We start from the raw sequence: 25,227 nt of genomic DNA, 5'->3' as shown, positions 1-25,227 counted from the left end.
CCTCAATACCACGTGCTGTTTTGTCTTTCCTGAGTCATATCAAAGAGCATTGCAAAGGAAAGGAACATAACACCCATCATAAATACCAGCATCGAGAGAGTGCCATGAACAAAAAGAACAGGATATCCCCAGACCATTTTTTCCCAGAGTGTGATACCACCACCCAACAATCCGATCATTGACAATACAGATCCAAACGAGTAGAAAAAAACGAGAGGATGGAAGCTGAAGACCACATACTTCATCTTGAGTCTCCAGAGAAAGTCCCGGAGCAGGAGATTTGAGACCCGAACAATATAACGGCCATATTTGATTGTAGATTTTTCATTGCCATATTTTGCAGGATGAGGGATATTCTTGATCCTGAAGCCATAGAGATTTAGTCGGACCAGGCGGTCGTTAAGATAACCATATCGAGGGTACATATCTTCAAAATCAATCCTCTCAAGAGCACGATGAGAGATTGCAGTATATCCATTCTGGGGATCCATCATCGACCAGTAGCCAGATGCAATCTTGGTAAGCAGAGTGAGCATGGCATTCCCAAAAAACCGCCATTTACTCATAGTGCCTCGATATTCTGGAGAGATCAGACGATTTCCAAGGGTGAAGTCACACTTCCCATCGACGATAGGATCTAAAAATTTGTGGAGATACCGGGGATCCATCTGGCCGTCGCCATCCATCGTTGCGACAATGTCCATGTCATCATCTAATGCTCGAGAATAACCCGAAACAATAGCAGCTCCAGGTCCGCGGTTCGGGTCGTGGTGGATGGGGACAATGCGGGGGTCGTGGTGGGCGTAGGCGTCGATGATCGCCCCGGTCCGGTCGGCCGACCCGTCGTTGATGGCATATACCTTCTCGACGTAGTCGGGGATCCCGTCCAGGGTCTCCTTGATCAGGTTCTCCTCATTATACGCCGGCACGACGACCGCAACCCGCCGCCCCCGGTACCGCGGTCCCTCATCGGCCGCGGCCGAAGGCCGACCCTCGACCGCACCCCCCCCGCCGAGGGCCACGCTCTCTGTTCCGATTGGCATCCACCCAGACTCCACAGACTCATCCTCACATTAGCCCCCGTCCGACCGCACGGCCGCCATTCAAAGGCGCAAAGATCCCCCTCATGAGACGAAACGGCGCACGGAGGGGGGAACGTGGCGGCGGACAGGGCACCACAAAGATTGGAGATAATTCACTTCACATGATAATATAGGTTGCGATATTGCGATAGGAATAAAGAAGGCAAATTCAAAAAATATATATAATTCAGGATCGGGGGTGCGCAGACGGCGGGGCGAGGGGGTGCAGATCGTACCTCCCCGCGCCGGCCGGGGACCGCGGGAGGAGCACGGTCCTGGCCGGGGACCGGGATTTCGGGCGGTGCGCGGCGGAGAACCAGGCGGGGTTGGACATCGCCGGGGACGGGAGCGAACCCCACTGTCCCACGACCCTTCCCGACGACAGGATGGGATGAGATCTATGTTTCCGGATCGAAAACAAAATGTACTCCAGCCATAAACATACCTCCCAGATCATGCTTCCCGAGATCTTCAAGACCAAAGAGCGTATCCGCATCCTCCGCCATATCAACCTCAGGCGGTCGGCCACGGTCGGGGCGGTCGCCCTCGCCACCGGGGTCTCCAGGGGATTCTGCGGAAGAAACGCGAGGAAAGCCAGTATTCGTTCAGCCCCGCGCCTCTCCCCGACGAGAACAACACCGTTCTCGACCTGACCGAACAGTTCATCGACCTGATGGAGAACCTTGTATCAGAAGGATAGCAGTTCATCTGCAGGAGGTCGGTCGTCTTTCACAGAGGGACGGCCTCCCGGCGGAGGCGGTCCCTGACAGACCGGTGCAGACCGCCCCCAGTCACCTCATCGACCCTGCGGCCGGGCAGGCCCTCCAGGTCCCGGACACGAGTGACATGGTCGAGGAGATTTCGCCCGGGTTCACATCCAACGAGCAGATCGATGTCGCTCTCCTCCCCCCTCACCGACGGGCCGGACGTGCGGGCGCCCCCAGCACCCCACCTCAGAGGTCGATGCCCTCGGAAAGAGCCGAGAGAATGAAGGTGTTCTGCTCGTCGAGGAGATGCCGGAACTCCTCCGGGGTATAGCAGAGTGGCTCGACCGGGAGGTCGGTGAGGTCGAGGAGGGCGGCGATACGTTGGTGAAAACGCCCAGAAAAATCACCCACCACGATGAGGTCGATATCGCTCCCTTCGTGGAGCGTCCCGCTTGCCACCGAACCGAAGAGGATGATCCGATCGATCCTGAACCGGGCGCGGACAACGCTCGCAAACGCCCGGATTTCGTCCATCAGATCGGGACAAGGGACCGTGCTGCCCGGACGATATGGTCTGCAGCGTTGATACATTCCTCTGCATCCTCCTTTGTCATACTATTCACAGGGGGCAAGGCCGCCGGCGATGCTGTCGGGGGATTGGGCTGTCCAGATATTGTGCACCCTTTCGGAAGGGAAGAAGCGCCGGGTCGTCGATCTCCCTGAGCAACTCGAAGACCGAGGGGGTGATGATCCGTCGCGCACCTCTCCCGTAGAGCACTGCCTTCAGCGCTCTGTTGTGCCTGAAAACAGGCCCATTCAAAGTCCTCGGTGGCAAGGCTGTTGCGTGCACTCCAGAGATCTTTTTCTGCCTGCATCATCCAGCGCTGGGCTTCTCCGACATTTTTGTCCATCTATCTTGCGGGGTAAAGTGGTGGAGGGGGAGGACCCCGGCCTTCAGGCCGGGGGTGAAAGCGGAACCCCTTTTGATATGATCTCATCTACCAGGAACTATTTGATATTATAAGACTTACATCTGCATGTATGCTTCAGGCCTACAAGTATCGGATGTATCCATCTCAGGAGCAGGTTGCGCTCCTCATGAAGCACATCCATGCCTGTCGGTTTGTGTACAACAATTCCCTGGAGCAGAAGATCCGGGCATACGAGCAGGAAGGTCGAAAACTCTCCTGTTTCGACCTGAACAACCGTCTCCCGGCTCTCAAGGACGAGCATCCGTGGCTCAAGGACGTCAACTCACAGTCTCTCCAGAGTGCAAACAAAAATCTCGACAACGCCTTCACCCGGTTTTTCCGGGAGAAGAAAGGTTTCCCCCGGTTCAAGTCAAAGAAGAATCCATTACAGTCCTTTCAGGTGCCTCAGAGTTACTCCGTGGACTTCGACCAGAGATGGATCAAACTTCCAAAGATCAGCAAGATTAGAACGATCTTCCACCGTGTCTTCACCGGGAAGATGAAGTATGCAACGGTTTCCGTGACTTCGACGGGAAAGTGGTTCGTCAGCATTCTTGTCGATGATGGGAAAAACGAACCTGAACCTGCACCTTTCTCTCTGGACACCACCCTCGGGATTGATGTCGGGCTGAAGGACTTTGCAACCTTCTCTATCGGAGAGAAGATTGAAAATCCTCGACACCTCAAAAATTCCCTTCAACGCCTGAAAGTGTTGCAACGGCGAATGTCACGGAAGAAAAAAGGGTCGAAGAACCGGGAGAAAGCGATCCAGAAACTTGCCCGGTGCTATGAAAAGGTCGCCAACCAGCGCAACGATTTCCTGCACAAAATCTCTTTTCGAGTTGTGAGCGAGAACCAAGCTATTGCAGTGGAATCGTTGAATGTTGGTGGGATGATGAAGAACCATCATCTGGCACAGGGGATCGAGGATGTTTCGTGGAGCACATTCTTCACGATGCTGGAGTACAAGTGTCGGAAGTATGGGAAAACTCTCCTGAAGATCGGGAGATTCGATCCCTCCTCGAAGATATGCAATACGTGTGGGTATCTTAAGCGGGATCTTACCCTCTCTGACAGGGAGTGGGTCTGTCCTGAGTGTGGTACTCATCACGACCGCGACATCAACGCGGCGATCAATATCAAGAAGTTCGCCCTGCAAGAGCAGAATCTTGTAGGGGTATCAGGTGCGGGACGCAACCGTTGAGCCTGTGGACTTGCCTCAGTAGAGGGAGGATGAAGCAGGAAGCCACGCCCAACAGGCGCGAGGTAGTTCACAGGTCTGTGGTATGGTCTGTGTGACCACATGAATATACTCTATCCGTCTACCTGGTGGAATCGTGTACAATCCGACATGAGACGAGAGCACGCCTCAAGCATACCAGATGAAAATTTTTCGTTGCTCGATCACTCTTTTTCAAGACAGGAGAATCGGTGAGGATCGTGTTCCATCGCCGCCCCCACCTATCTTCATCGTGGGGGGGGGTCCGGGGGGTGCAACCCCCCCGGCGCGAGATGACGGTGAAAGTTCTGCGATGGGGGCGGCCATTCTGATCAGCGTACCTTCCCGCAACACGGCGCCGGGGGCGCCGCCACTGGATCCCCGGGATGAAGATAGGCCCGGGAAGGCTGAAGAAAAGATCCTGAAAGACAGGATGCCGTCCCCCGCCCATCTTCACGGAAGGCCCCCCTGCAGAGAGGACCAGACGCCGGATACAGGGGGATGGAACCGGCGAACTTCGACCGCGTCCGCGGGGGGAGAGAGGATCGGACCGAGACCCCTGTCGTGAGAGGGGAAGAGCGCTGCAAAGCCAATATATAATACTGAGAAATGATAGCAAGAGACGGGAGGGGGGAGACAGCCCGGAGCGGCATTAAGTACAGACCCACCATAAAAAATATTCCGTAAAGAAGAAAGGCATATGTACCATGCTTTTTAGAATAGGGAGGGCGATTTCGCAACATTAATCCGGGGTAATGAGAACCTATGAACGCAATGAGCAATGCCAGGTACCTCGCCGCCTGCATCTTTGCCCTCTGGTTTGGGATCGTCGCCTTCTTCATGCTCCTCAACCGGGCGCTCGACCTTGAGGTCTACTTCGTGCTCGGGCTGATCGGGCTGCTGGTCCTGGTGGTGCTCGTCGATTCTCCCTTCGTCCAGCCTCGTTCCATGCGCCGGATCAAGGTGCTCATCGCCATGGGCGTGGCGGTCTTTGGATATATCGTGGTGATGAAGGTCATGGAGATCATCGGTTCATGAAACGCATCATCCTCGGTGTGCTGGTCCTGGCCTGCCTGGCCCTCATCGTCTTCCATGCGCAGGAGCCGATGCTGTACACTGCGGAGAACACCAGTTCGATCGGCGAGGTCGACCTCTCGGTGGCAGAGAAGATGGACTCGAAGAAGGCGGAGGCGGTGATGCCCCTCCTCCAGGACCTCCTCGGGCAGGGGGGGACGGTGGTCCTCTCGGTGAAGGTGAAGGACTGGGAGAGCGCGCAGGAAGAACTGGAGGAGTATGCCGAGATGACCCGCTCCATGGACAACCTGGTCCTCTCCCTCGACCTTTCCGAGACCGACCTCGACGAGTTCAGGAAGAAAAGCCAGGAGAACCGGGACGCCCTGACGAGCCTGGTGAACGGCACCGCCCGCCTCGACCACCTCAAGCAACTCGAGATCACCTACCGGGACAGCGACGATCCCTCGAAATATTACTCGGTCGTCTACGAGGAGGAGGCACTCAGGGAAGAACTCCAGAGTTCTTACAAGACCTATGCCGGAAACAGCCCGGCCCTCACCACGATCGGGGATCATTACGAGGCAGACACCGCCGACCTGAAACAGAGCGTCGAGGACTACGGCGAGATCGTGGAGAAGGAGACCGGCGGCAAGGCGCCGGCGCCCGGGCCGGGCATCCCACCGCCGCAGATCGGGATCGCCCTCGCCCCGGCCGAGGCGGTGTACGGCGACGTGGTGCGATGGCACGGGAGGCTCGGGAGCGGCGAGGTAGATGTGGCGGTCGAGAGTTATCTGGACAGCAGGCTCTTTGCAACCACCGCCACCGGCGCCGACGGGAAATACGCCGTCTCGTGCCGGATCGAGAAGGTGCGGGCAGGGCCGCACCTGGTGTACGTCCAGGCGGGCCGGGCGGTCTCGGACCTCGTCCCCTTCACGGTGCTCACCTCGCCCTCCAACCTCAGCCTTGGCGTCACTGTCGAGGACGAGGTCGCCACCTGCACCGGGAACCTCACGGCGAACGAACGCGGAGTTCGGGGCGCCGGGGTGCGGATCATCGTCGACGACGCCGTCGCCGCCCGGCCGGTCACCGGCGAGAACGGGACCTACGAGGCCGCAGTGCCGCTCGAAGCAGGCGAGCACCGGATCAGGGCCGAGTTCACCGCTGAAGGGTACCCGCTCGACCCATCGTCGAGCGAGGAGATCAGGGTCCAGATCGGTTTCGCCCCCTTCTCGCCCGCAAACCTCATCCCCATCGCCGGCGGCGTGGTCGTCGGTCTGCTCGCCGGCGCCGTCTTCCTCCGGTGGTCGAGACGGCAACCGGAGGCCGCACAGGACCGAGAGATTGCACACAGCCAAGGAGAACCCATCATGACAGCAGAGGAGACAGCGATCAGAGACGTGCAGATCCCAATCGAACCCCAGACCCCGGCAGAAGCGGCGTTCAGGCTCTGGAACGACCTCGCCGACGCCGCCGGGATCGAGTACGGCGTGAAGAACGCGCGGGCGCACACCCCGCGCGAGCTCGTGCAGGCCCTCAAAGAGACGCCGGGCGCCGAGAGTGCGGGGGCGTTCGTGAAGATCTACGAACGCATCCGTTATGCCGGCGGGGAGTGCACCTGGGACGAGGTCGAGGAACTCGAACGGCTGCTCGGGGCGTTCAGAGGCTCTCGAGCTCCCTGAACCGGAAGACCACCCGCCACTCCTGCTGCTCGCGCAGCATCGCCTCGTCGGCCTGGCCGAGGAGAGCGCAGAGGGTGGGCATGTCCTCGGCCCGTCTGATCTCGAGGGCGATGGAGGAGAGACGGTTGAGCATCCGGGAGGCCCGCTCCGCGGTCTGCCGGTACTCGCGCTGGGTCCGCACCGCCCCGAGGGCCGCCGCGACCGCCGGGAGGATCAGCGTCGCCGCCGCAAGGACCGGGGCGTACTCATGCCCCGCGCCCGAGGCATGGGCGGCGGCGGCGATGAGGGTGGCGATGAAGACGACCTCGCCGGCATACAGAAGCCTCTCGAACCAGGCCCGGTTCGTCCGTGCGGTACCGGCATACCAGGCGATCTGCCGGTCGATCCAGGCCGCGAGCAGGAACTCCTTGAGCGGGCCGAGGGGCATGGAGAGCGAGCAGTACTCCAGAGGGCGCGTCTCGAGCAGTTCTTCGAAGGCCCGGGTCATCCAATCGTCGGGGGGATGGGAGAGGGTGAGGCCCGGATGGTCGCCAGGGAACTCGCATCTGATACAGACAAAACAGAGAAAGAGCGCTGAGCGCAGCCGTTCGGCAAGGATCCGGTAGTCGAGCCACTTGCGGTGCCACTCCAGGCTGCGGGCGGCGATGAGCAGGAAGAGGGCGGCGGCGATCTCGGCCACCTCCAGCCAGATCACCTCCGGGTGCTCAGGTACAAAAAGGACCTGGAGGGCGACGGTGGCGATCGCCGCGGCGGCCAGGACATAGACGGCGGTCCCGGCCCAGAGGTGGCAGCGGCGGTACCGGTCGGCGAGGAGCCGGGTGCGGATATAGGATGGAAGAAGCGAGCGGTTCAGGGGCTCGAAGAGGGCGGGAGCGAGCCCGGCCTTCCGCAGGGCGGCCCTGACGTCGGCCGACCATGCGGCGACCTTTGCATCGATCTCTTTCTGACGGACCTGTTCAGCATTGAAGGCGTCGTAGGCACCCAGGCTCTCGAGGGTCCGGTCACCGTGCACCTCGACGCGGACCCGGCCCGCAGGCAAGACGAGCAGGGCGGTCCGTCCCGCGGCCCTCGCGGCGGCGAGGGCGCCGTCCGCAGCACCGGCGACGACGAGCAGGTCGCACTCGCGGACCAGGTCGTCGAGGGAGGCGACCTGCCGGTGGGCGTCGGTGCCGGCCACCGGGCCGGGTGCGGTCGAGAGGGCGAGATAGGTGTGGGGGGTATGGGCCAGGATGCCGTCGAGGAGGGCCAGGGCCGGCGTCAGGTCGCCGGCACCCGCGACCCCGATCGTCACGACGAGGGGGACGGCGAACCGGTCCATCTCACGACCGGCCGAGGGCGTCCCGCACCGCCCGGCGGACCGCTCCCGAGGGCTCGTCGGCCAGGGCCGCCTCCAGGGCATCCTCGGCCCCGCCGATCGCACCCAGGGCCGTCGCCGCCGCCTTCCGCGCCGGGGGGTTGGGGTCGCGGAGGAGCGGGAGGAGCGCCGCCCTCGCCGCCGGGTCGGCGATCAGGCCCAGGGCCTTCGCGGCCATGTACCGCACATGCTCCCTCTCGTCGGTGAGCGCCCTGAGCAGCGGGGCGACGGCCCGCCGCTCGCCGAGCAGCCCGAGCCCCTCGGCGGCACGGTACCGCACCCGCCAGTCGGGATCGCGGAGGGCGGCGAGAAGCACCGGGAACCCCGTCGGCCCGCAGGCGACGAGCGAACGCACCGCCTCGGCCCGCACCGTCTTGTCGGGGTCGCGGAGCGCCGCGGCAAGCGCCTCTACCGAGGAGGTGGAACCGCCGCTCTGTCCCAGAAAGATGGAGGCCATCCTCCGGATCCTGGCTTCCTCGGCCCCGCCGAGGGCGAGGCGGAGGGCCTCCTCGGCGAGGTCGTCGGTCTGTTCATCATGCTCCATGCAACACCTATCGTTGCTCGGGGGTGAAGAAGGCGTCGGGGGATCGCAGGCAGCGTTTGTGGGTGAGACGGATCTCTGGTTCCCTCTCGACCGTCAATATCTCTTCAGACAAAGACAAAAAAGAGAAGAGGGAGGGGGCATCAGAAGTAGTTGTAGAAATACATCGGGATTGAGGTTTTCTTTTTGGTCTTGAGGGCCCTATGAAACCCTTTCTTGGCGTAGAATTCCTCGGCCTCTGGTTTTGAGTCGACGGTGATGACTTTGCACCCCGAATATCTTGACACCTTTCTTGCGATAGAGGCGACGGCGATGATCATCGCCGTTCCTATACCCCGATGTTCATAGTCCAGGCATGTGGCGAGGCGGGCGATCTTGATCGCGGGGTAGTGCGAATAGGGATAATCCTCTTCGCCAACCCCGGGATCGAGATCTTTTTTGATGATGCTATCGTTGAGGAGGGTAAAATATCCCGCACACTCGCCCTCGTAGAGGACAAGGTAGGTGGCGGCGACCTGTGCGTTCTGGTTCCTCAGTGCATCTTCGACAAGATATTCGGTCAGATCATGGTGAGCACATTGGAATGACGAGACATCGTGATCTGAGGTAAGATGTACAAAGGAGAGGGCAGAGAGAGGAATCTTAGAGGGCACCTTGAATCACGTTCAAAAATAAACTGGAGAAGGACGTTCAGCGGATGGAGTCGACAAGCTCATCCCCGTGGGCACGCACCCAGCGGACGATTTCTCTCCCCTCAGGGGTGTTGTACTTATCGGGGTCTGCCATGTACTCCTCGAAGCGGCGGGCGTCCTCACCCTCCAGGTACAGACCGAGTTCAATTTTCTGGGCCATCTCTATCATCTCCTTGCTCGGTGCGGTCAGGCAGTACTGTCTCGCACGCTCTTAATATAGGTTCCCGTACGCCAGAAAGATCACAAAAAGGGTAAACGCCCAGGACGGAATTCGAATCCGTGTCGGTGCCGTGACAGGGCACCATGATAGGCCGCTACACTACCTGGGCATACAGCAAGATCCCGCCTCCCGGATTCGAACCGGGGACATCGCGGTAGCCGCGCGGTCACCGTGCTGGTGAACCAAACTACAGCCGCGCACTCTACCAGTCTGAGTTAAGGCGGGTTTGTTGTGCTACATAGGTGGGTTGGTCTTGTTATTAAAGGTATCGGAGGCGTCCGATGCCGGGGGGCGCACCTATATATACCGACACGTCCCTTTCTGTCTATGTCTCGCAACAACGCAGACACACAGATGACAAGGGGGTATCGTTTTCTTTGCCCCTGGAAACGCGCGTAAATCAATCGCTCTTTTCGACACCACGCTGAGAGACGGCGAACAAACGCCGGGCGTGTCCTTCACCACCGATCAGAAGGTCGAGATCGCCGAGCAGCTCGCCGGCATCGGCGTGAAGATCCTCGAGGCCGGGTTCCCGGCATCCTCGGCAGAGGAACGCGAGGCCGTCAGGGCCGTCGTCGCCGCAAAGACCGGTGCGACGATCTGCGGACTTGCCCGGATGCGCAGAGACGACGTCGACGCCTGCCTCGAGTGCGGGGTCGATATGGTCCACGTCTTCATCCCGACCTCGGAGGTCCAGCGTGAGCACACCGTGCGGATGAGCATGGACGAGGTGCTCGCGGCCACCGCGGAGGTCGTCGGGTATGCCCGCGAGCACGTGGGCCAGGTCCTCTTCTCGCCGATGGACGCCACCAGGACCGACTGGGATGACCTGGTGAAGGTCTGCCAGACCGCGGTGGCGGCCGGGGCGACGGCGGTGAACATCCCCGACACCGTCGGGGTGATGACACCGTCGGCGACGAAGGAGCTGATCGCGAAGGTCGTGAAAGAGGTGAAGGCCCCGGTCGACGTCCACTGCCACAACGACTTCGGCCTCGCCGTCGCCAACACCCTCGCGGCAGTGGAGGCCGGGGCCTCCCAGGTCCAGGTGACCGTGAACGGGATGGGCGAACGGGCCGGGAACGCCGACCTCGCCCAGACGGTGATGGCGCTGGAGGCGGTGTACGGGATCGGGACCGGGGTCGAGACCGCACGTCTCGTCGAGACCTCGCGCCTCGTCTCGCGCCACGCCGGCCTCGCGGTCCCGCCCCTGCAGCCGGTCGTCGGCGAGAACGCCTTCGCCCACGAGAGCGGGATCCATGCCCACGGGGTGCTCGAGCACCCGGAGACCTTCGAGCCCGGGGTGATGACCCCGGAGATGGTCGGACACCGGCGCCGGATCAAGTTCGGCAAACATGCCGGCCGGCACGCCGTCGCCCAGATGCTCGCCGACGTCCACCTCACGCCGACCGAGGCCCAGCTCGACCAGGTTCTGGAGAAGGTCAAGGCCTTCTCAGGGCGCGGCCGCCGGGTCACCGACGCCGACCTCTATGCGATCGCCGAGGAGGTGGTCGGGATGGGCGCGGTGACCCCGTCGGTCCAGCTCTCCGACATCTCGGTGCTCACCGGCAACCACACCCTCCCGACGGCCTCGATCCGGATGGTCGTCGACGGGGCCGAGAAGGTGGCGTGCAGCACCGGCAACGGTCCGATCGACGCCGCGATGCGGGCGATCCTCGGGTGCCTGCCCGAGCCGGTGCATTTGAAGGAGTTCTCCATCGAGGCGATCACCGGCGGGACCGACGCCATCGGCCACGTCACCATCGCGGTGGAGGACCGGGCCGGCCATATCTTCGACGCCTCGGCCTCCTCAGACGACATCGTCACCGCCTCGGTCGACGCCATGATCAATGCCGTCAACCTGGTCAGACGGGCCGAGAAAGAGGAGTGAAGACGAGGGGAGGGAGACCCTTCCCTCATCGCTTTTTTGGGATAGAGAGTGCGGGAGAGGGCCTCTGGATCGATCTTTGTGTGGGGGGCCGCTCGAAGGTGTCCGGGACGGGCCAACGATATGCCTGAACGAGTTTGTAGAATTGTTCATGAAGCGAACGCACACCCCAAACATACGGGATGAAAATTTATCGTCGTTTGATCGCTTATTTTCAAGACAGAAGAACTGGTGGAGACCCCATTCCATCGCCGCCCCCACCTATCTTCGTTCGTGGGGGGTCCGGGGGAGTTTCCCCCAGGCGCAAGATATCAGGAAAGATTCTGCGATAGGGGCGGCACATCTGATCATCACACCTTCCCACATCCTTGCGCCGGGGGCGATTGCCGCCCGGACCCCTGGGATGAAGATAGGGCCGGGAAGGCAGAGGGCCGATCACTCTGAAGGTGTTTCTATCTCTGTGTATTGGACTCAATGAGATTTCGTGAGTTCAAATCGTCATGCAAATCTATAGAGACAATATTCGGGATTATTTTCATGGCAATCAGGGACGAGTTGAGAACACGCCTCAAGCGGCTCTGTTGAATCGGGCATGAGCCTGGGGCTCAAGCATACGGGATGAAAATGATCGTGGGTCTCCTAGGTGTTTGGATCCGTGCTCACCCTTCAGAACAGGAGACTATATGAGACTCCCGCCTCATTGCCGCCCCCGCCTATCTCTGTCCGTCGGGGGAACGAGCGTGAGCGAGTTCGAGAAGGCCGGAGGACTTCGAGTCCGGGGGTACAACCCCCGGCGCGAGACGACGGCGAAGGAAGGCGAACGATCGGATCTCACCACAGCGGACCCGCCCCCGGATACGCCCATATCGTCCCCCGTTTCAGGAACAAAACCCCCAATCCGGGGCCAGATCAAGCCCCATTTCGGATCTGCCCGGAGAGGCCGTATTTTCTCCAATCCAGAAAAGAAACCAGGCCTCACAACGCCCGCAGAAGCTCCATATGATCTCCAGTAATATCACCCGTCCATGGACCCCGGTACGTCCCTGAAAACCACGGAAGAGGAACCCGGATTGGGAGCGGATTTCGGGCGCGCAGGCTCCGGAGAAAACCAAAAAGAACAAAAAAAGAGACGGCTTTACGCCGCCTGCTGCGGCCCGCCGATCGCCTGCTTGATCTGGGCCTGGAGCTGCTCGAACTTCGTCTGGAGCGCCTTCTCCTGCTTCTCCAGCGACTTGATCCGCAGCTCAAGCGTCTCGGCCTTCTCGGTGAGCGAGGCGAGCACCGTCGCCTTCTCCTGCTGCATCATCACGGTGCCCACGTTCACGAAGACCGGGGCGTCGTCCGCGACCTCCTTGAGTTCCTCCACGGCGCGGTTCGTCTCCTTCACCGCCATCTCGTACTGGGTCTTCTGCCCGACCACCGTCTGGAGCTGCTGCTGGATCTGCTGGAGCATCGCCAGTTGCTGCTGCACCTTTGGGGGAATATTACTACTCATGCCTGATCATCTCCTGAATTTCATCTGCCACATTGATCAGCCGGAACCACATATTCAGCGCCGCCCGCAGGGCATGGACGTCCTCGGCCTGCACCGAGAGGACCAGGGTCTCCGGGTCAGGGAGGGCGACCGCCTCGCGGGACCGCGAGCCCGCCACCTCCCCGGCCTCAGGGGCGAGGGCCCGGTACAGGAGGGGTGCGGCAGGGGTTTCAAAGGAAAAGACCGCCTCATGCATCCGGCACCACCTCGAGGACGACCCGCTTCTTCTGCTGACCGTCGTAGACGACGGACGGCTCTGCGGCCTCGACCAGTTCTGCTTCACAATATCTGTTCAGGACATCATAAACCGATTGGTCTGAGATCCTGAGCGTCCGGACGATGGGCCCCTCCCGATCGGAGATGGTCACCTCCCTGACCAATGCGTCAAAAACGATCGTCCCTTCTTCAACGATCTGGAGCCGGACCTTGCCGTGCTCACGCGAAAAAACGATAACCGGCTCATCGCCAAGGGCCGCAAATCCCGTCTTCCCGCGGGGCATGTACCTGGCACCCGTCGCAAAGGCGAGGTGCCGGGCAAGTGCCCGCAGGTCGTGCGCCGCCTTTCTGGAGGTGGTGACGACGGTCATTGAGCCTTCAGCTCTTTGATCCCGGCCCCTCTTTCCTTAAAGAGGATACGGTGACCGCAGTAGGGGCAGCGGATCTGCTTGCGCCCCTCGGAGTCGATATCGATCTCCACCTTCTGCTTGCACCGCGCACACTTATATGAACCAGCCACGCCGTTTACTCCTGCGACTCAATGGCACGCTCGATCGTCCTGAGTGCCACGCGCAGCGACGGGGTCTGCGGCGCATAGGCGCCACCGGCGAACTTGAACCCGCACTTGCGGCACTCCCAGATGCCGGTGCCGACCCGCTTCACCGCGACATGGTCGCAGCGGGGACAGGTGTGCGTGGCCTTCTGGACCTTCTCCACCTGGAGCACTCTCTTGCGGATGAACCTGCCGTAACGCGGCCCGAATCTGCCGGCACTTCCGGTGACTTTACCTTTTGCCTTCTGTTTACGCCTCGCCATTCTGGATTACCCCTGATTATGTCTTACTAGGTTACACTTCTGAATTAATATACTTGTTCAAGCACCTTGACCTCGCCGTCGCCCTTGGAGAGACGGTTGACCAGGGTGTAAAAGTCGTTCTGGACCCCGGCCGGGATGCGGCAGACGCAGATCCAGGAACCATCGTTCTGCCACTCCTCGCGCTCGACCGTCACCGCGGCCTGCATCTCGCCGTAGGCCCTGGGCGCGTGGTCGGCCGGGATCCGCACCGCGACCCGCAACTCCTCGAACCGGATCGGGATGATCGGGCGCAGGGCCTTCATCGCCACCTTCACCTGCTCCTCCACCGACTTGAAGGGGTCGATGTTCACCCGCGCCTCCTCCATCGCCATCTCGATCCGCTGCGGCGGATGCGGGAGCTTGGTCTGCGGGTTGACGGCGTTGCGCGCGATATAGGTGACCACCTGCCGGCGCCGCTCCTCGATCATCCTCTTGCGCTGATCCGAGGTGAGATGGATCTCGCCCTTCGTGAGGATCCGCCGGGCGATCGGCTCGAACTCGGTCGTCTCGAAGACCTTCTGCAGGGTCTCTTCCGAGGCCCGGTCGCCGTGGGCAAAGTTCTCGAAGACCGTCTCGGCCGCGACGACGTCCTCGATCGGGATCTCCGCACCCTGCCGCACCTGCTGCGCCAGGTCGGGGTCGACCCCGATCTCGAACCGCTCGCCGTGGCTCTCCAGCCGTGCCACCACTGCCCGGTCAAGCGGGATCATCGGTTCGCTCACTCCTCGCCGGCCGGCGTCTCGAACTCGGTCGCGTCGACGAAGGCCTTCACTTCTTCGGGTTCCATCTTGCGGAAGACCGGGTTCTCGACCTCGATGACGCCGATCTCAACGGTCGTGACATCGAACTTCCCTTCGGTCGCCGCATGAAGGGCCTTGAGCCCGAGGTGCACGCCCTGCTTGACGTCCATCTCGGGGTCGTACTCCTCCTCGAAGACCTTCATCACCGCGGCACGGCCGATCCCGATCCCGGTGGCCTTGTACTCCAGGAGCGTCCCCGAGGGGTCGGTCTCGAAGAGGCGGCTCTCGCCCTCTGAGACCCCGGCGATGAGCAGGGCCGTCCCGTACGGGCGTGCCCCGCCGAACTGGGTGTAGACCTGCATGTGGTCGCAGATCTTCTTGGCCAGGGTATCGACATCGATCGACTCGTCGTAGGTGACCCGGTTGATCTGGGCCTCCACCCGCGCCCGGTCGACCAGAAGCCTGGCGTCCCCGACCAGTCCCGACGACGCGACGCCGATGTGCTCGTCGATCTTGTAGATCTTCTCGATCGACTCGGGCTCGAGCAGGCGCGAGGCCACCCGCTTGTCGACCAGGAGGATCACCCCGTCCTTGCACTTGATCCCCACCGCGGTGGTCCCGCGCTTGACCGCCTCACGGGCGTACTCTACCTGGTAGAGCCGGCCGTCCGGGCTGAACACCGTGATGGCCCGGTCATATCCCATCTGATATTGTGGCTGCATTAGATCTCCTCTCTCTCACTATCTGTCAAAAAGACTATGCTCTCTCCTTTAATATTTTCCTGTAACACATCAACCTTGTGCCGTCCGTATCTGAACGCCGGCACCCCATTTTCACCATAGCGCGCTTCTTCGGGTTCGTACCGTCCTTCGTCGCGTTCAAGCCGACGCTTGAGCGCAGCGATGGTCCCAGAAGTCGCAACCGTCCGCAAGGAGACCCGTTCGCCGTCGACGGCCGTGACGGTGGCGCAGGCGACGACCAGGTCGTCCTCGGCACCGCGCCGACACCGGACGACGGCGTACTCGCCTGACGAGTAGACCACCGCCGGTTCGATCTCGGCGGCCCCGACGTCCCCGAAGAGGGCGGTGACCGCCTCGTTGACCGCGAGGTACAGTGCCTTCTGCCCGACTTCTCGCCACGGCGGGAGGATCCTGACAAGGAGGTAGCGGCGTTTGGCCCGGAGGGCCTTGGGTCTCGCCCTCATGTCACCACCCGCACCGGCCCCTCGCGGTCGAGGAGTGCGTCCACCGTCGCGAGGGCGGCCCGCACCTCGGCCTCCTCCATCCCGAAGAGCCCGCAGAGCCCCACCGTCTCCCGCACGTTGCGGAGGTCGAGGACCGAATGGGCGTTGCTCGCGACGCAGAACGAGAAGCCGTACTTCCGCTGGAGACCGAGGAGGTCGGCGTACCGCCCGAGCACCTTCTGCCGCTCCCGGCCGCGCCAGGCGACGAGGGGGGCGAGGTCGATCTCGACGGCCACCGCGCGTTCGGCGGCGATCTTCGCGGCCACGAAGTCGAAGGCCCGTCGTGGGGCCCGGTGCATCCCGCGGAGCACGTCCACCCCGCCGGTCGAGAGCACCGCCCGGTTGAACCCGTCGTCCCCACCTTCGACGAGGACCAGGGCGCCCTCGGGGGCGCGGCGTACGCTCCGGGCGACGTCCCGGGGGTTTCGCCCCCTGACCAGGACGCCTTTCACCACCGTCACCCCGAAGAACTCCCCTGCACCGGCGGTGGAGACGAGGGTGTCAAACCCACAGGCACGGGCTTCGAGAGCAAGGCGGGCGGCGGTCGTGTCGCCTGAAGGATAAGGATGCACGCAGGCATCGGCATACGCCATCGGTGCACTCCGAAAAAATAAAGATGGGGTTACTTGCCGCGGTTCGCGTTGGACCTGATGCTCGGGCGGGTCTTCTCGGTACCCTTGCCCTTGCGGCGCATGCCACGGCCCTTGTGACCGGCCGACGTCTTCCCGCGCTCGGCACGTCCGCGCTGGTTGGCGTTGGCCACCCAGGCGAGCGAGGGGTCGTTCCTGACCGACGGGTGGCTCCCGTCGACGAGGATGACCTCGTACCACTTGTACCGGCCGTCCTGACCGACCCAGTACGAGTTGAGGACCTCCATGTTCGGGTACTTCCGGGCGGCGCGCTCCTCGGCGATCCGCTGGATGCTCTTCCCGCCGGTGATCCGGCGCATGCCCATCCTGGCGGTCCTGCGGCCGCGGATATATCTGGACTTCCTCCGGCCGCCGCGGCGGATCCGGGCACGGACGACGATGACGCCCTGCTTGGCCTTGTAGCCGAGGGTGCGTGCACGGTCGATACGGGTCGGGTGGTCGAGACGGACCACGGCCCCCTCGCGCCGCCAGGTCTGCATCCGCTCCCAGAGCAGGGCCTTGACCTCGGTGGCGTCAGGGTTCTTCCACGCCTCGCGGACGTAGGAATACATTGACTTTGCCATTCGTATTCACCTCAGGTTCGGCGCTTGCGCGCCACATACCTCAACGGGACGGATCCCGTGGTTCTGTATACTTAGACTTCGAGGGAATATTATTGTTCCGAACACCAGGATCGATCCGATCCCCTTTCCTCGGGCACATAGGAGATCCTGAATGTTCAAATCACTCTCAGATTGTAGATGAGAGAGCACCACCCCTTGCCGCCCCCATCTATCTTCTCTCCGTGGGGGATCCGGGGGGTGAAACCCCCCGGCGCGAGACGGCGGTGAAGATTCTGTAATAGGGGCGGCACATCCGATCACCCGCTGCACAGGGGGGAGCCACGTTGAAAAATCTGAAGGAAACAGTTCTGTTCCCGACCATGCCTCCCGAAAAAAAATTCTCAGACAGAACCCTCAGGCCGTGCCCTTCCTCTTCTCGATCACCCGGATCCCCTCGATCCTGGTGACCGGGTACTGCCCGTCCTCGTCCTTCTCCGCGGACTTGACCATGTCCCAGATGGTGAGCAGGGCGGCGGAGACGCCGGTGAGGGCCTCCATCTCCACGCCGGTCTTGCCGTACGAGCGGACGCTGACCTTCGCCTCGATGGCGTCTTCCCCGGTCTCCTCGAACTCGACCTCCACCCCGCCGAGGGCGAGGGGGTGGCACATCGGGATGATCCTGGGAGTGTCCTTGACCGCGAGGGTGGCGGCGACCCTGGCAGTGGCCAGGACATTGCCCTTGATGGTGGTGCCCGAGCGGATCGCCTCCAGGGTCTCGGGGCGCAGGTATATTCGGCCGGCGGCGACCGCCGTGCGCACCACGTCGGGCTTGGCCGAGACGTCGACCATATGGGCTCGGTCGTCGGCGATATGGGTAAACTCAACCATAGAGCACCTGTGGGATCTTTTCGAGCATCTCTGTTGCGGTCATCCCGGCGTCCCGCCCGGCGGCGGCGGCCTCACCAGCGAGACCGCTCGCGTACGCCGCGAGGCACGCCGCATCAAAGGGGGAAAGACGGCAGAAGAGCCCGGCGGTCAGCCCGGCGAGGACGTCCCCGGTCCCGCCGACGGTCATGGCCGGGCAACCGCTCCGGTTGAAGCGGACGCGCGCGCCGTCCGAGACGATGTCCACCGCACCCTTCAGGAGCACGGCCGCGCCCTCAGGCACCGCCGCCCGCACCGCCCGTGCGCGGCCGGCGAGGTCGGCCGGCAGGGCGCCGCCGCCGGTCATCCTGGCAAACTCGGCGGCGTGCGGAGTATAGATCGTCTCGTTCCCCGCAGGCAGGGGGAGGCGGAGGGCGTCGGCGTCCAGGACGAGCCGCCTCGCATGCGGAGCGAGGGCCGTCACCACCGCGTGGCTCTCGGTCCCGAGGCCGTTGCCGCAGAGGACGACGTCGGCCCGTTCGGCGAGCGGGACGAGCGTCTCCAGGTGTTCGGTACCGATCCGGTTCCCGGCGAGGGGAACATGGATGAGGTCGGGGGCCGGGAGCGCCACCGGCGAGGCGACCCGCACGATGTCGGCCCCGGCCCTGAGGGCGGCGAGGGCCGCGAGGTACGGGGCGCCCTGGTACGGCCCGCCGCCGACGACGAGCACCTCGCCGCCCACCCCCTTGTGGGCGGTCGCACCCTTCGGCCTGAGCATCATCAGGTCGCCGGGGCCGGTGCAGATCTCCGCGGCGAGCGGGATCCCGATCTCCGCCACCCGGCCGCCCGGCTCCTTGGGGCGGTGGAAGGTGACGATGAGGTCGGAACGCGTCCCCGGCGTCGGGACGTCGGTCGTCACCACGCGGGCTGGACTCGCGTTCATGAGCCCGACCATCGTCGCCAGGGGTTCCCGCGGCGTTCCCTCAACGCCGGTGCCGAGCATCGCGTCGACGATCACGTCGGCCTGTTCGAAGAGGGGGGCGAGGGCCTCCACCTCGGCCAGCAGGCGCACCGCATGGAGGGCGGCCGAGCAGGCGCGGAGCGAGTCGAGCTGGGCGAGGAAGCCGGGCGTGGCCGACCCATATGCCGGATAGATCACGTCCACCACGCACTCCTGGAGGTGACGGGCGACGACCAGCCCGTCGCCGCCGTTGTTCCCCCGCCCGCAGAGGACGAGCACCCGCGACGGAGCGGACTCCCGCACCGCCGCCGTGACCGCAAGCCCGGCCGCCTCCATCAACTGGGGGCCCGAAACCCCGAGGGCCATGGAATTTTTATCCACCGCACGCATCCGCCCGGGCGTGATCGTCCCGGTCTCGCAAAACTCCTGCAATTCCCTGAAGTCCATGGTATATCCTTCTCAAAACGTCCTTTTTCGCGGTTCCTCCATAGAAATTTTTGGCTCTGGAGAATCCATCACCTCCCTCAGGATTGAGGGGAGATGGGGGGGAGAGACGCGAAGAGAACAGCGATCGTGCCGGGTATAATGCCGCCCCTGCCTATCCTCGCGCGAGACGGCGGGAAAGATTTGATGATGAGGGGATGGCACGGTCTGATCACCACACCCCCCGCCGTCGCGACCCTGAAGATAGAACCAGGACAGGAAGGGGCCGATTTCGTTTCAGCGGGATCACGCCGCCCTGTGCCGTCCCCACCCTATCTTCTCGCGAGACGGCAGAACAGTTCTCCGATGAGGGGACGGCACATCGATCACCACACCCACCCTGTTGTCATGACCTCAAAGATAGACCTGGGACAGGGGAAGGACACACCAATCTTCGCCGTCCCCGTCCTATCTTCTCGCGAGACGGCGGGAAAGATTTGATGATGAGGGGACGGCATGGTTTGATCATGTTGCCGTCCCACTTTCATGACCCCGAAGATAGAACCGGAACAGGGGAAGGGCACGCAACTCTTCGCCGTCCCCACCCTATCCTCTCGCGAGACGGCAGAACAGTTCTCCGATGAGGGGACGGCATGGTTTGATCATGTTGCCGTCCCACTTTCATGACCCCGAAGATAGAATCAGGACGGGAGAGGGCCGATCATTCTTCAACAGGAACACGCCCCGTGCCGTCCCCACCCTATCCTCTCGCGAGACGGCAGAACAGATCGATGATGAGGGACGGCATGGTTTGATCATGTTGCCGTCCCACTTTCATGACCCCGAAGATAGAATCAGGACGGGAGAGGGCCGATCATTCTTCAACAGGAACACGCCCCGTGCCGTCCCCCGCCCCATCCTCTCGCGAGACGACAGAACATATTCGGCGATGGGGGACGGCACAGTTGATCAACGTGCCTTCCCCGTCGCCGCGACCCCGAAGAGAGAACCCGTAAGGGAGAGCACTGATCCGTTTTCAGTGGGAACGCGTGTGATGCCGTCCTCCGCCCTATCTTCTCGCGAAATAGCAGAGCAGATCCGGTGATGAGGGGGCGGTCGTTCTGATCACGATGCTGTGCTGCTTTCATGACCCTGGAGATAGAGCCGGATGGGAGATAGTACACCACCCTGTGCCGTCCCCCGCCCCATCCTCTCGCGAGACGGCAGAACAGATTCAGTGATAGGGGACGACACGCCCGATCATCACGCCTTCTCACACCCTCGCGCCGAGGACTTCACCGTCGCCACAATTCCCCGGCACCGACCATCACCCGATGCATTATATGACAGCGACAAGGTACATACAGCCATGACTCTTGAGGGCGAGGTGCGCGAGGCTGCAGACCGGATCCTGGACGCCGACGAGGTGACCGTCATCTCCCATATCGACGCCGACGGGATCACCAGCCTCTCGGTGCTGATGCAGGCCATCACCCGTGCCGGCGTGATGGCGACGCCGGTCTTTCTCCGGCAACTCGAACCGCTGATGATGCACCGCGTCCCGCAGGACAACAGCCTCAAAGTCTTCTCCGACCTCGGGGCAGGACAACAAAACCTCCTCGAAGAGCACGGCCTCACCGAGGACGAGGTGGTGATCGTCGACCACCACGTCTCGCAGGAGGTCGACACCCCCTACCTCCAGGTGAACGCCCTCCCGTACGGCCACACCAAGTTCTCGGCCGCCGGGGCGGCGTACCTCGTCGCCAGGGCGATCGACGCCGACAACCGGGACCTGGCCAAACTCGCCGTCATCGGGAACGTCGGCGACATGATGGCCAGAGAAGACTGCGGGCTCATCGGCCCGGCCAGGGAGATCGCCGCGGACGGGATCGAGTACGGCAACGTCGCCGCCAGGCGCGACCTCAACATCTTCGGGATCTCCACCCGGCCCCTCCACATCTCTCTCGCCTACAGCAGCGAGACCCCGGTGCAGGGCGTGACCGGCAACCCGCAGGGCGCCCGCCGGCTCCTGGAACGCCACGGGATCCGGACCAGGACCGGCGAAGGCCGGTGGCGGGTCTGGGAAGACCTCGACGACGGCGAACGGCAGAGCATCACCTCGGCCCTCGCCGAACAGGTCATCGCCGACGGCGGGGACGTCGAGAAACTCACCGCCGAACTCTACCTCTTCCCCGACGAGACCCCGCACACCGCACTCAGGAACGCCGCCGAGTTCTCCACCCTCCTCAACGCCTGCGGGCGGTGGGCCAGGCCGGAGGTCGGGGCCGCGGTCTGCGCCGACGACCGCGGCGTCGCCCTGCGGGAGGCCGAGCACATGCTCACCCACCACCGGGCGACGATCAAGGAGTTGATGAACTACATCCTCAAGACCGGCGTGGAAGAACGCGGCGCCGTCCAGTACATCCATGTGGGCGACCGCTTCCCCGACACCGTCGTCGGGATCGGCGCCGGCATGGCCCTCTCCAGGCTCAATCCCGACAAACCGATCCTGGTGATGTGCTCGCTCCCCGAAGACCCCTCGCTCACCAAGGTCTCGATGCGGGCGACCGACCGGATGGTCGAAGGCGGCGTCGACCTGCAGGCGGCGCTCGTCGAGGCGGCCGCACCCTTCGGCGGGGCCGGCGGCGGCCACGCGATCGCCGCGGGGGCGTATATCCCCAGGGAAGCGGAAGAGGAGTTTCTCGGTCTGGTGGACGGGTGCATCGGGCGGCAGCGCACCCGGCCACCGATGCCTTAAATCCACCTGAGACCCAAGTACTGACCGACCGGCCCCCATGGGGGCCCCACGGCAGGACCCGGAAAACAGGAGACTGGTGTTGTGACAGGAAGATCAGGAGCGCGCGCGCTGGAACAGGTTCGAGCCATCGCCGACTTCCAGTTCGGACGGGGGGCGGGCGAGGCCCTCTTCCCGGAAGAGTGTCGGTTCGTCAGGTCGAAGACCAAACGGGTCAGACAGGTGATGCTGAACAAGGAACGGCTCGTCACCGTCAGGGCCCAGGACGGACGGTTCACCCTCGGGATCGAAGGAGCCCGGCGGCTCAGGGCCGGCATCCCGGCCCCGGCCTACCGGGTCGTGGTGATGGAGGACGCCGCCGAGTTCGTGGCGCAGGGGAAGAACGCCTTTGCAAAGCACGTCCTCGCCGCCGACCCGGGCATCCGCCCGGGCGACGAGGTGCTGGTGGTGCGGGAGGGCGACGACCTCCTCGGCACCGGCGAGGCGGCCCTCTCAGGCGACGAAATGATGGCATTTGATTACGGAGTAGCGGTAAAGGTACGGAAAGGAGGGAAGTAAACGTGTTTCCAGGCGGAAAGATCAATCCAAAAAAGATGAAACAGATGATGAAGCAGCTCGGCATGCAGATGGAGACACTCGAGGACGTCCAGCGGGTCGTCATCGAGACCGGGAAGGGTAACTACGTCTTCGACGAGGCCGAGGTCGTTGCCACCATCATGCAGGGAACCACCACCTACCAGATCAACGGCGAGGCGCGGTTCGAACCGGCGGCCGTCGAGATCCCCGAAGAAGACGTCAAACTGGTGATGGTCCAGACGAACGCCTCTGCAGAAGCCGCAAAAGAGGCGCTCATCGCCACGAACGGCGACATCGCCGAGGCGATCCTGCGGCTGAGCGGCGCATGATCCAGGCAGGGGAGCGGCTGCTCCTCGTCTCGAGCAAGCGGGAGTACTATGTACGGGCCGGCGAGGGCACGCTCTCCACCGACCTCGGGATCCTCGACCTCGCCGCGCTGGTCGGAGCGGCGTACGGGAGCGTCGTCGCCACCCACCTGGGGCACGAGTTCACAGTGAGGCGCCCGCGGGCGACCGACTTCTTCGCCCACGCCGCCAGGACCGGGGCCCCGATGCTCCCCAAGGACATCGGGATGGTCATCGCCTACACCGGGATGAACAAAAACGACCTCGTCCTGGACGCGGGGACCGGGAGCGGGATCGCCGCGATCTATTTCGGCGGGATCGCCCGGACGGTCGTCACCTGCGAGGTGCGGCCCGAGTTCGCGACGCGGGCCGAGAAGAACATTCGAGACGCCGGGCTTGAGAACGTCGAAGTGCGGGCCTGCGACGTCCTCGAAGTGGAAGGCGAGGAACGGTTCGACATCGTCCACTTCGACCTCCCGGTCACGGCCGAGCACGTCGCCCGCGCCCGCGCCCTCCTGGTGCCTGGCGGGTATCTCGCCTGCTACACCCCCTTCATCGAGGGGATGAGTGCCGCCTATGACGCCGCCGCAACGCTCTTCTCAGAGGTGCACACCTATGAGTGCATGGAGCGGGAGATGACGCGGGGCAAGCGCGGCACCAGGCCGTCGACGCGGGTCGGACACTCGGGCTATATCACGATTGCAAGGCGGTAAGATGCGGCAGCATATCATCTCAATCAAGGAGTTTGAGAAGAAGGATATCGACGCCCTCCTCGACCGGGCGGAGGCGATCGATCAGGGCGACTACGACCCGAAGGCCCTCGAGGACAAGATCCTCGGGGTGCTCTTCTTCGAGCCCTCGACCAGGACGCGGATGTCGTTCGAGGCGGCGATGGCCCGGCTCGGCGGGGCATCCATCGACATGGGCGGGGTGGAGGCGAGTTCGGTCGTGAAGGGCGAGACCCTCGCCGACACCATCAGGGTGGTGAGCGGGTATGCCGACGCCATCGTGCTCCGTCACCCCAGGGAGGGGGCGGCACAACTGGCCAGCGAGTTTGCCTCGGTCCCGGTCCTCAACGCCGGCGACGGCGCCGGGCAGCACCCGTCCCAGACGCTCATCGACCTGTACACGATCAGGCAGGCGATGCCGCTCGAGGGGATCGACGTGGGCCTCCTCGGCGACCTGCGGTACGGGCGGACGGCCCACTCCCTCGCCTATGCCCTGACGCAGTACGACGTCACCATCCACACCCTCGCCCCCGAGGGCCTGGAGATGCCGCCCAACGTCGTCGAGGAACTGCGCGAGCGGGGCGTCGAGATCGTGGTCCACGACGAGATCGGGGAGTTCACGCGGGCGCTCGACGTGATGTACGTCACCAGGATCCAGCGGGAACGCTTCCCTGACTCGGCCTCGTACTATGCGGTGGCCTCGAGTTACCGGGTCACCCCCGAACTCCTCGCGGAGGCGCGGGAGCGGATGATCGTCCTCCACCCCCTTCCACGGGTCGACGAGATCGACCCCAGGGTCGACGCCCTCCCGCACGCAAAGTATTTCCAGCAGGCGAGGAACGGCGTTCCGATCAGGATGGCCCTCCTCCTGGAGGTGATGGGATGAAAGACGAACCGCGGGTGCTGCAGATCAGCCCGATCAGGAACGGGACGGTGATCGACCATATCACCGCGGGCGAGGCCCTCAACGTGCTCAAGATCCTCGGGATCACCGGGACGACCGACGAGTGCCTCTCCATCGCCACCAACGTGGCGAGCGAGAAGTCGGGCAGAAAGGACGTGGTCAAGATCTCAGACCGCGAACTCTGCACCGAGGAGGTCGACCGCATCGCCCTCATCGCCCCCCAGGCCACGATCAACATCATCAGGGACTACCTGGTCTGCGAGAAGATGGGGGTCGAGATCCCCAGGGTGCTCCTGGGCGTGGTCAGGTGCCCGAACCGGGGGTGCATCTCCAACACCAACGAACCGATCAAGAGCAGGTTTGAGGTGACAAAAAGGGGTCTGCACTGTCTATACTGTGACTGGTACCTGAAGGACGATATCCCCGGGCATATTATCTGAGGATTTTTTTTCTCTTTTTTTAGTGGTGAAGAGCGGCGAGAGAGGCCGCGGATGAGAGCGCAGGCGAGCATTCCTTCAGGAGGTGGCA

At 63.0% G+C, this 25,227-nt stretch carries 30 protein-coding genes and 2 tRNA genes; 11 read left to right on the top strand and 21 right to left on the bottom strand.

Going from position 1 to position 25,227, the window contains the following annotated elements:
- Nucleotides 1-2: 2 nt before the first annotated feature.
- Nucleotides 3-1,043, bottom strand: a complete 1,041-nt coding sequence (locus E2N92_RS10545) for a glycosyltransferase family 2 protein (RefSeq protein ID WP_220681125.1) — start codon at nt 1,041-1,043, stop codon at nt 3-5.
- 461 nt (nt 1,044-1,504) lie between these two features.
- Here E2N92_RS10545 and E2N92_RS10540 point away from each other — a divergent pair, with 461 nt between their 5' ends.
- On the top strand, nt 1,505-1,735 hold the full coding sequence (locus E2N92_RS10540) for a hypothetical protein (RefSeq protein WP_220681124.1): 231 nt from the start codon (nt 1,505-1,507) through the stop codon (nt 1,733-1,735).
- Between the two features lie 300 nt (nt 1,736-2,035).
- On the opposite strand, the gene E2N92_RS10535 is transcribed toward E2N92_RS10540, so the two are convergent.
- Both E2N92_RS10535 and E2N92_RS10530 read right to left on the bottom strand, forming a co-directional pair.
- A complete protein-coding gene (locus E2N92_RS10535) occupies nt 2,036-2,323 on the bottom strand; it encodes a nucleotidyltransferase domain-containing protein (protein ID WP_220681123.1) in 288 nt (95 codons plus the stop codon).
- Entirely contained in the window at nt 2,323-2,667 is a 345-nt protein-coding gene (locus E2N92_RS10530) for a HEPN domain-containing protein (protein ID WP_281425807.1), read from the bottom strand. The genes E2N92_RS10535 and E2N92_RS10530 overlap by 1 nt, the downstream gene beginning before the upstream one ends.
- Before the next feature lie 163 nt (nt 2,668-2,830).
- Here E2N92_RS10530 and tnpB point away from each other — a divergent pair, with 163 nt between their 5' ends.
- The 3 genes from tnpB to E2N92_RS10515 all read left to right on the top strand — a co-directional run bounded on the left by tnpB (nt 2,831) and on the right by E2N92_RS10515 (nt 6,672).
- Nucleotides 2,831-3,964: an IS200/IS605 family element RNA-guided endonuclease TnpB gene (tnpB, locus tag E2N92_RS10525; protein ID WP_220681122.1), complete on the top strand. Its 1,134-nt coding sequence runs from the start codon at nt 2,831-2,833 to the stop codon at nt 3,962-3,964.
- Nucleotides 3,965-4,744: 780 nt separating this feature from the next.
- Nucleotides 4,745-5,017: a DUF8044 family membrane protein gene (locus E2N92_RS10520; protein WP_246589184.1), complete on the top strand. Its 273-nt coding sequence runs from the start codon at nt 4,745-4,747 to the stop codon at nt 5,015-5,017.
- Nucleotides 5,014-6,672 carry a DUF4129 domain-containing protein gene (locus E2N92_RS10515; protein WP_220681121.1) on the top strand — a complete coding sequence of 553 codons (1,659 nt, stop codon included), beginning with the start codon at nt 5,014-5,016 and terminating at the stop codon, nt 6,670-6,672. Before E2N92_RS10520 ends, E2N92_RS10515 begins: the two co-directional genes overlap by 4 nt.
- On the opposite strand, the gene E2N92_RS10510 is transcribed toward E2N92_RS10515, so the two are convergent.
- The 6 genes from E2N92_RS10510 to E2N92_RS10485 form a co-directional block, all read right to left on the bottom strand.
- On the bottom strand, nt 6,650-8,071 hold the full coding sequence (locus E2N92_RS10510; RefSeq protein WP_220681120.1) for a hypothetical protein: 1,422 nt from the start codon (nt 8,069-8,071) through the stop codon (nt 6,650-6,652). The two genes, E2N92_RS10515 and E2N92_RS10510, sit on opposite strands and share 23 nt — an antisense overlap.
- The gene (locus tag E2N92_RS10505) at nt 7,992-8,570 is read right to left on the bottom strand and encodes a HEAT repeat domain-containing protein (protein ID WP_246589182.1); all 579 of its coding nucleotides are present in this window, start codon (nt 8,568-8,570) and stop codon (nt 7,992-7,994) included. The genes E2N92_RS10510 and E2N92_RS10505 overlap by 80 nt, the downstream gene beginning before the upstream one ends.
- 140 nt (nt 8,571-8,710) lie before the next feature.
- Nucleotides 8,711-9,220 (bottom strand): GNAT family N-acetyltransferase, encoded by a 510-nt coding sequence (locus tag E2N92_RS10500; RefSeq protein WP_220681119.1) that lies wholly within the window; start codon nt 9,218-9,220, stop codon nt 8,711-8,713.
- Nucleotides 9,221-9,257: 37 nt separating this feature from the next.
- Nucleotides 9,258-9,428, bottom strand: a complete 171-nt coding sequence (locus E2N92_RS10495; protein WP_220683039.1) for a hypothetical protein — start codon at nt 9,426-9,428, stop codon at nt 9,258-9,260.
- Between the two features lie 87 nt (nt 9,429-9,515).
- Nucleotides 9,516-9,588, bottom strand: a tRNA-Asp gene (locus E2N92_RS10490).
- Between the two features lie 11 nt (nt 9,589-9,599).
- Nucleotides 9,600-9,704 (bottom strand) — tRNA-Tyr (locus E2N92_RS10485).
- Nucleotides 9,705-9,846: 142 nt separating this feature from the next.
- On the opposite strand from E2N92_RS10485, the gene E2N92_RS10480 reads away from it, so the two are divergent.
- Complete coding sequence (locus tag E2N92_RS10480) at nt 9,847-11,367, top strand: 2-isopropylmalate synthase (protein ID WP_425515768.1); 1,521 nt, start codon at nt 9,847-9,849, stop codon at nt 11,365-11,367.
- Between the two features lie 1,132 nt (nt 11,368-12,499).
- Here the strand turns inward: E2N92_RS10480 and E2N92_RS10475 are convergent.
- From E2N92_RS10475 to E2N92_RS10420, 12 genes are all read right to left on the bottom strand, one after another.
- The gene (locus tag E2N92_RS10475) at nt 12,500-12,859 is read right to left on the bottom strand and encodes a prefoldin subunit beta (protein WP_220681118.1); all 360 of its coding nucleotides are present in this window, start codon (nt 12,857-12,859) and stop codon (nt 12,500-12,502) included.
- Complete coding sequence (locus tag E2N92_RS10470; protein ID WP_220681117.1) at nt 12,852-13,094, bottom strand: KEOPS complex subunit Pcc1; 243 nt, start codon at nt 13,092-13,094, stop codon at nt 12,852-12,854. Before E2N92_RS10470 ends, E2N92_RS10475 begins: the two co-directional genes overlap by 8 nt.
- The gene (locus tag E2N92_RS10465; RefSeq protein ID WP_220681116.1) at nt 13,087-13,485 is read right to left on the bottom strand and encodes a Brix domain-containing protein; all 399 of its coding nucleotides are present in this window, start codon (nt 13,483-13,485) and stop codon (nt 13,087-13,089) included. The genes E2N92_RS10470 and E2N92_RS10465 overlap by 8 nt, the downstream gene beginning before the upstream one ends.
- Nucleotides 13,482-13,634, bottom strand: a complete 153-nt coding sequence (locus E2N92_RS10460) for a DNA-directed RNA polymerase subunit P (protein WP_220681115.1) — start codon at nt 13,632-13,634, stop codon at nt 13,482-13,484. Before E2N92_RS10460 ends, E2N92_RS10465 begins: the two co-directional genes overlap by 4 nt.
- Nucleotides 13,635-13,639: 5 nt before the next feature.
- Nucleotides 13,640-13,930 (bottom strand): 50S ribosomal protein L37ae, encoded by a 291-nt coding sequence (locus E2N92_RS10455; RefSeq protein ID WP_220681114.1) that lies wholly within the window; start codon nt 13,928-13,930, stop codon nt 13,640-13,642.
- Nucleotides 13,931-13,974: 44 nt separating this feature from the next.
- Nucleotides 13,975-14,679: a ribosome assembly factor SBDS gene (locus E2N92_RS10450; protein ID WP_220681113.1), complete on the bottom strand. Its 705-nt coding sequence runs from the start codon at nt 14,677-14,679 to the stop codon at nt 13,975-13,977.
- An 8-nt stretch (nt 14,680-14,687) separates the two neighbouring features.
- Entirely contained in the window at nt 14,688-15,431 is a 744-nt protein-coding gene (gene psmA, locus E2N92_RS10445) for an archaeal proteasome endopeptidase complex subunit alpha (RefSeq protein WP_220681112.1), read from the bottom strand.
- Nucleotides 15,431-15,913 carry an Rpp14/Pop5 family protein gene (locus E2N92_RS10440; RefSeq protein WP_220681111.1) on the bottom strand — a complete coding sequence of 161 codons (483 nt, stop codon included), beginning with the start codon at nt 15,911-15,913 and terminating at the stop codon, nt 15,431-15,433. The genes psmA and E2N92_RS10440 overlap by 1 nt, the downstream gene beginning before the upstream one ends.
- Entirely contained in the window at nt 15,910-16,545 is a 636-nt protein-coding gene (locus E2N92_RS10435) for an RNase P subunit p30 family protein (protein WP_220681110.1), read from the bottom strand. Before E2N92_RS10435 ends, E2N92_RS10440 begins: the two co-directional genes overlap by 4 nt.
- A gap of 29 nt (nt 16,546-16,574) precedes the next feature.
- Nucleotides 16,575-17,165, bottom strand: coding sequence for a 50S ribosomal protein L15e (locus E2N92_RS10430; RefSeq protein ID WP_220681109.1), 591 nt, complete (start codon nt 17,163-17,165; stop codon nt 16,575-16,577).
- A gap of 393 nt (nt 17,166-17,558) precedes the next feature.
- Nucleotides 17,559-18,032 carry a cyclic pyranopterin monophosphate synthase MoaC gene (moaC, locus tag E2N92_RS10425; RefSeq protein WP_220681108.1) on the bottom strand — a complete coding sequence of 158 codons (474 nt, stop codon included), beginning with the start codon at nt 18,030-18,032 and terminating at the stop codon, nt 17,559-17,561.
- Nucleotides 18,025-19,416, bottom strand: coding sequence for an NAD(P)H-hydrate dehydratase (locus E2N92_RS10420; RefSeq protein WP_220681107.1), 1,392 nt, complete (start codon nt 19,414-19,416; stop codon nt 18,025-18,027). The genes moaC and E2N92_RS10420 overlap by 8 nt, the downstream gene beginning before the upstream one ends.
- Before the next feature lie 1,345 nt (nt 19,417-20,761).
- Here E2N92_RS10420 and recJ point away from each other — a divergent pair.
- The 6 genes from recJ (at nt 20,762) to pyrI (ending at nt 25,139) form a co-directional block, all read left to right on the top strand.
- Entirely contained in the window at nt 20,762-22,150 is a 1,389-nt protein-coding gene (recJ, locus tag E2N92_RS10415; RefSeq protein ID WP_220681106.1) for a RecJ family nuclease, read from the top strand.
- A gap of 81 nt (nt 22,151-22,231) precedes the next feature.
- Nucleotides 22,232-22,705 (top strand): PUA domain-containing protein, encoded by a 474-nt coding sequence (locus tag E2N92_RS10410; RefSeq protein ID WP_220681105.1) that lies wholly within the window; start codon nt 22,232-22,234, stop codon nt 22,703-22,705.
- 35 nt (nt 22,706-22,740) lie between these two features.
- Nucleotides 22,741-23,052 (top strand): nascent polypeptide-associated complex protein, encoded by a 312-nt coding sequence (locus tag E2N92_RS10405; protein WP_425515752.1) that lies wholly within the window; start codon nt 22,741-22,743, stop codon nt 23,050-23,052.
- Nucleotides 23,049-23,780 carry a methyltransferase domain-containing protein gene (locus E2N92_RS10400; RefSeq protein WP_220681103.1) on the top strand — a complete coding sequence of 244 codons (732 nt, stop codon included), beginning with the start codon at nt 23,049-23,051 and terminating at the stop codon, nt 23,778-23,780. The genes E2N92_RS10405 and E2N92_RS10400 overlap by 4 nt, the downstream gene beginning before the upstream one ends.
- A 1-nt stretch (nt 23,781) precedes the next feature.
- The gene (gene pyrB / locus E2N92_RS10395; RefSeq protein ID WP_220681102.1) at nt 23,782-24,681 is read left to right on the top strand and encodes an aspartate carbamoyltransferase; all 900 of its coding nucleotides are present in this window, start codon (nt 23,782-23,784) and stop codon (nt 24,679-24,681) included.
- A complete protein-coding gene (gene pyrI / locus E2N92_RS10390) occupies nt 24,678-25,139 on the top strand; it encodes an aspartate carbamoyltransferase regulatory subunit (protein WP_220681101.1) in 462 nt (153 codons plus the stop codon). Before pyrB ends, pyrI begins: the two co-directional genes overlap by 4 nt.
- Nucleotides 25,140-25,227: the final 88 nt, after the last annotated feature.

This window comes from Methanofollis formosanus (assembly GCF_019633745.1).
GTDB classification, from domain to species: Archaea; Halobacteriota; Methanomicrobia; order Methanomicrobiales; family Methanofollaceae; genus Methanofollis; species Methanofollis formosanus.
Note: the sequence above shows the minus strand (reverse complement) of the source record. Positions and strands in the feature narration are given on the sequence as shown.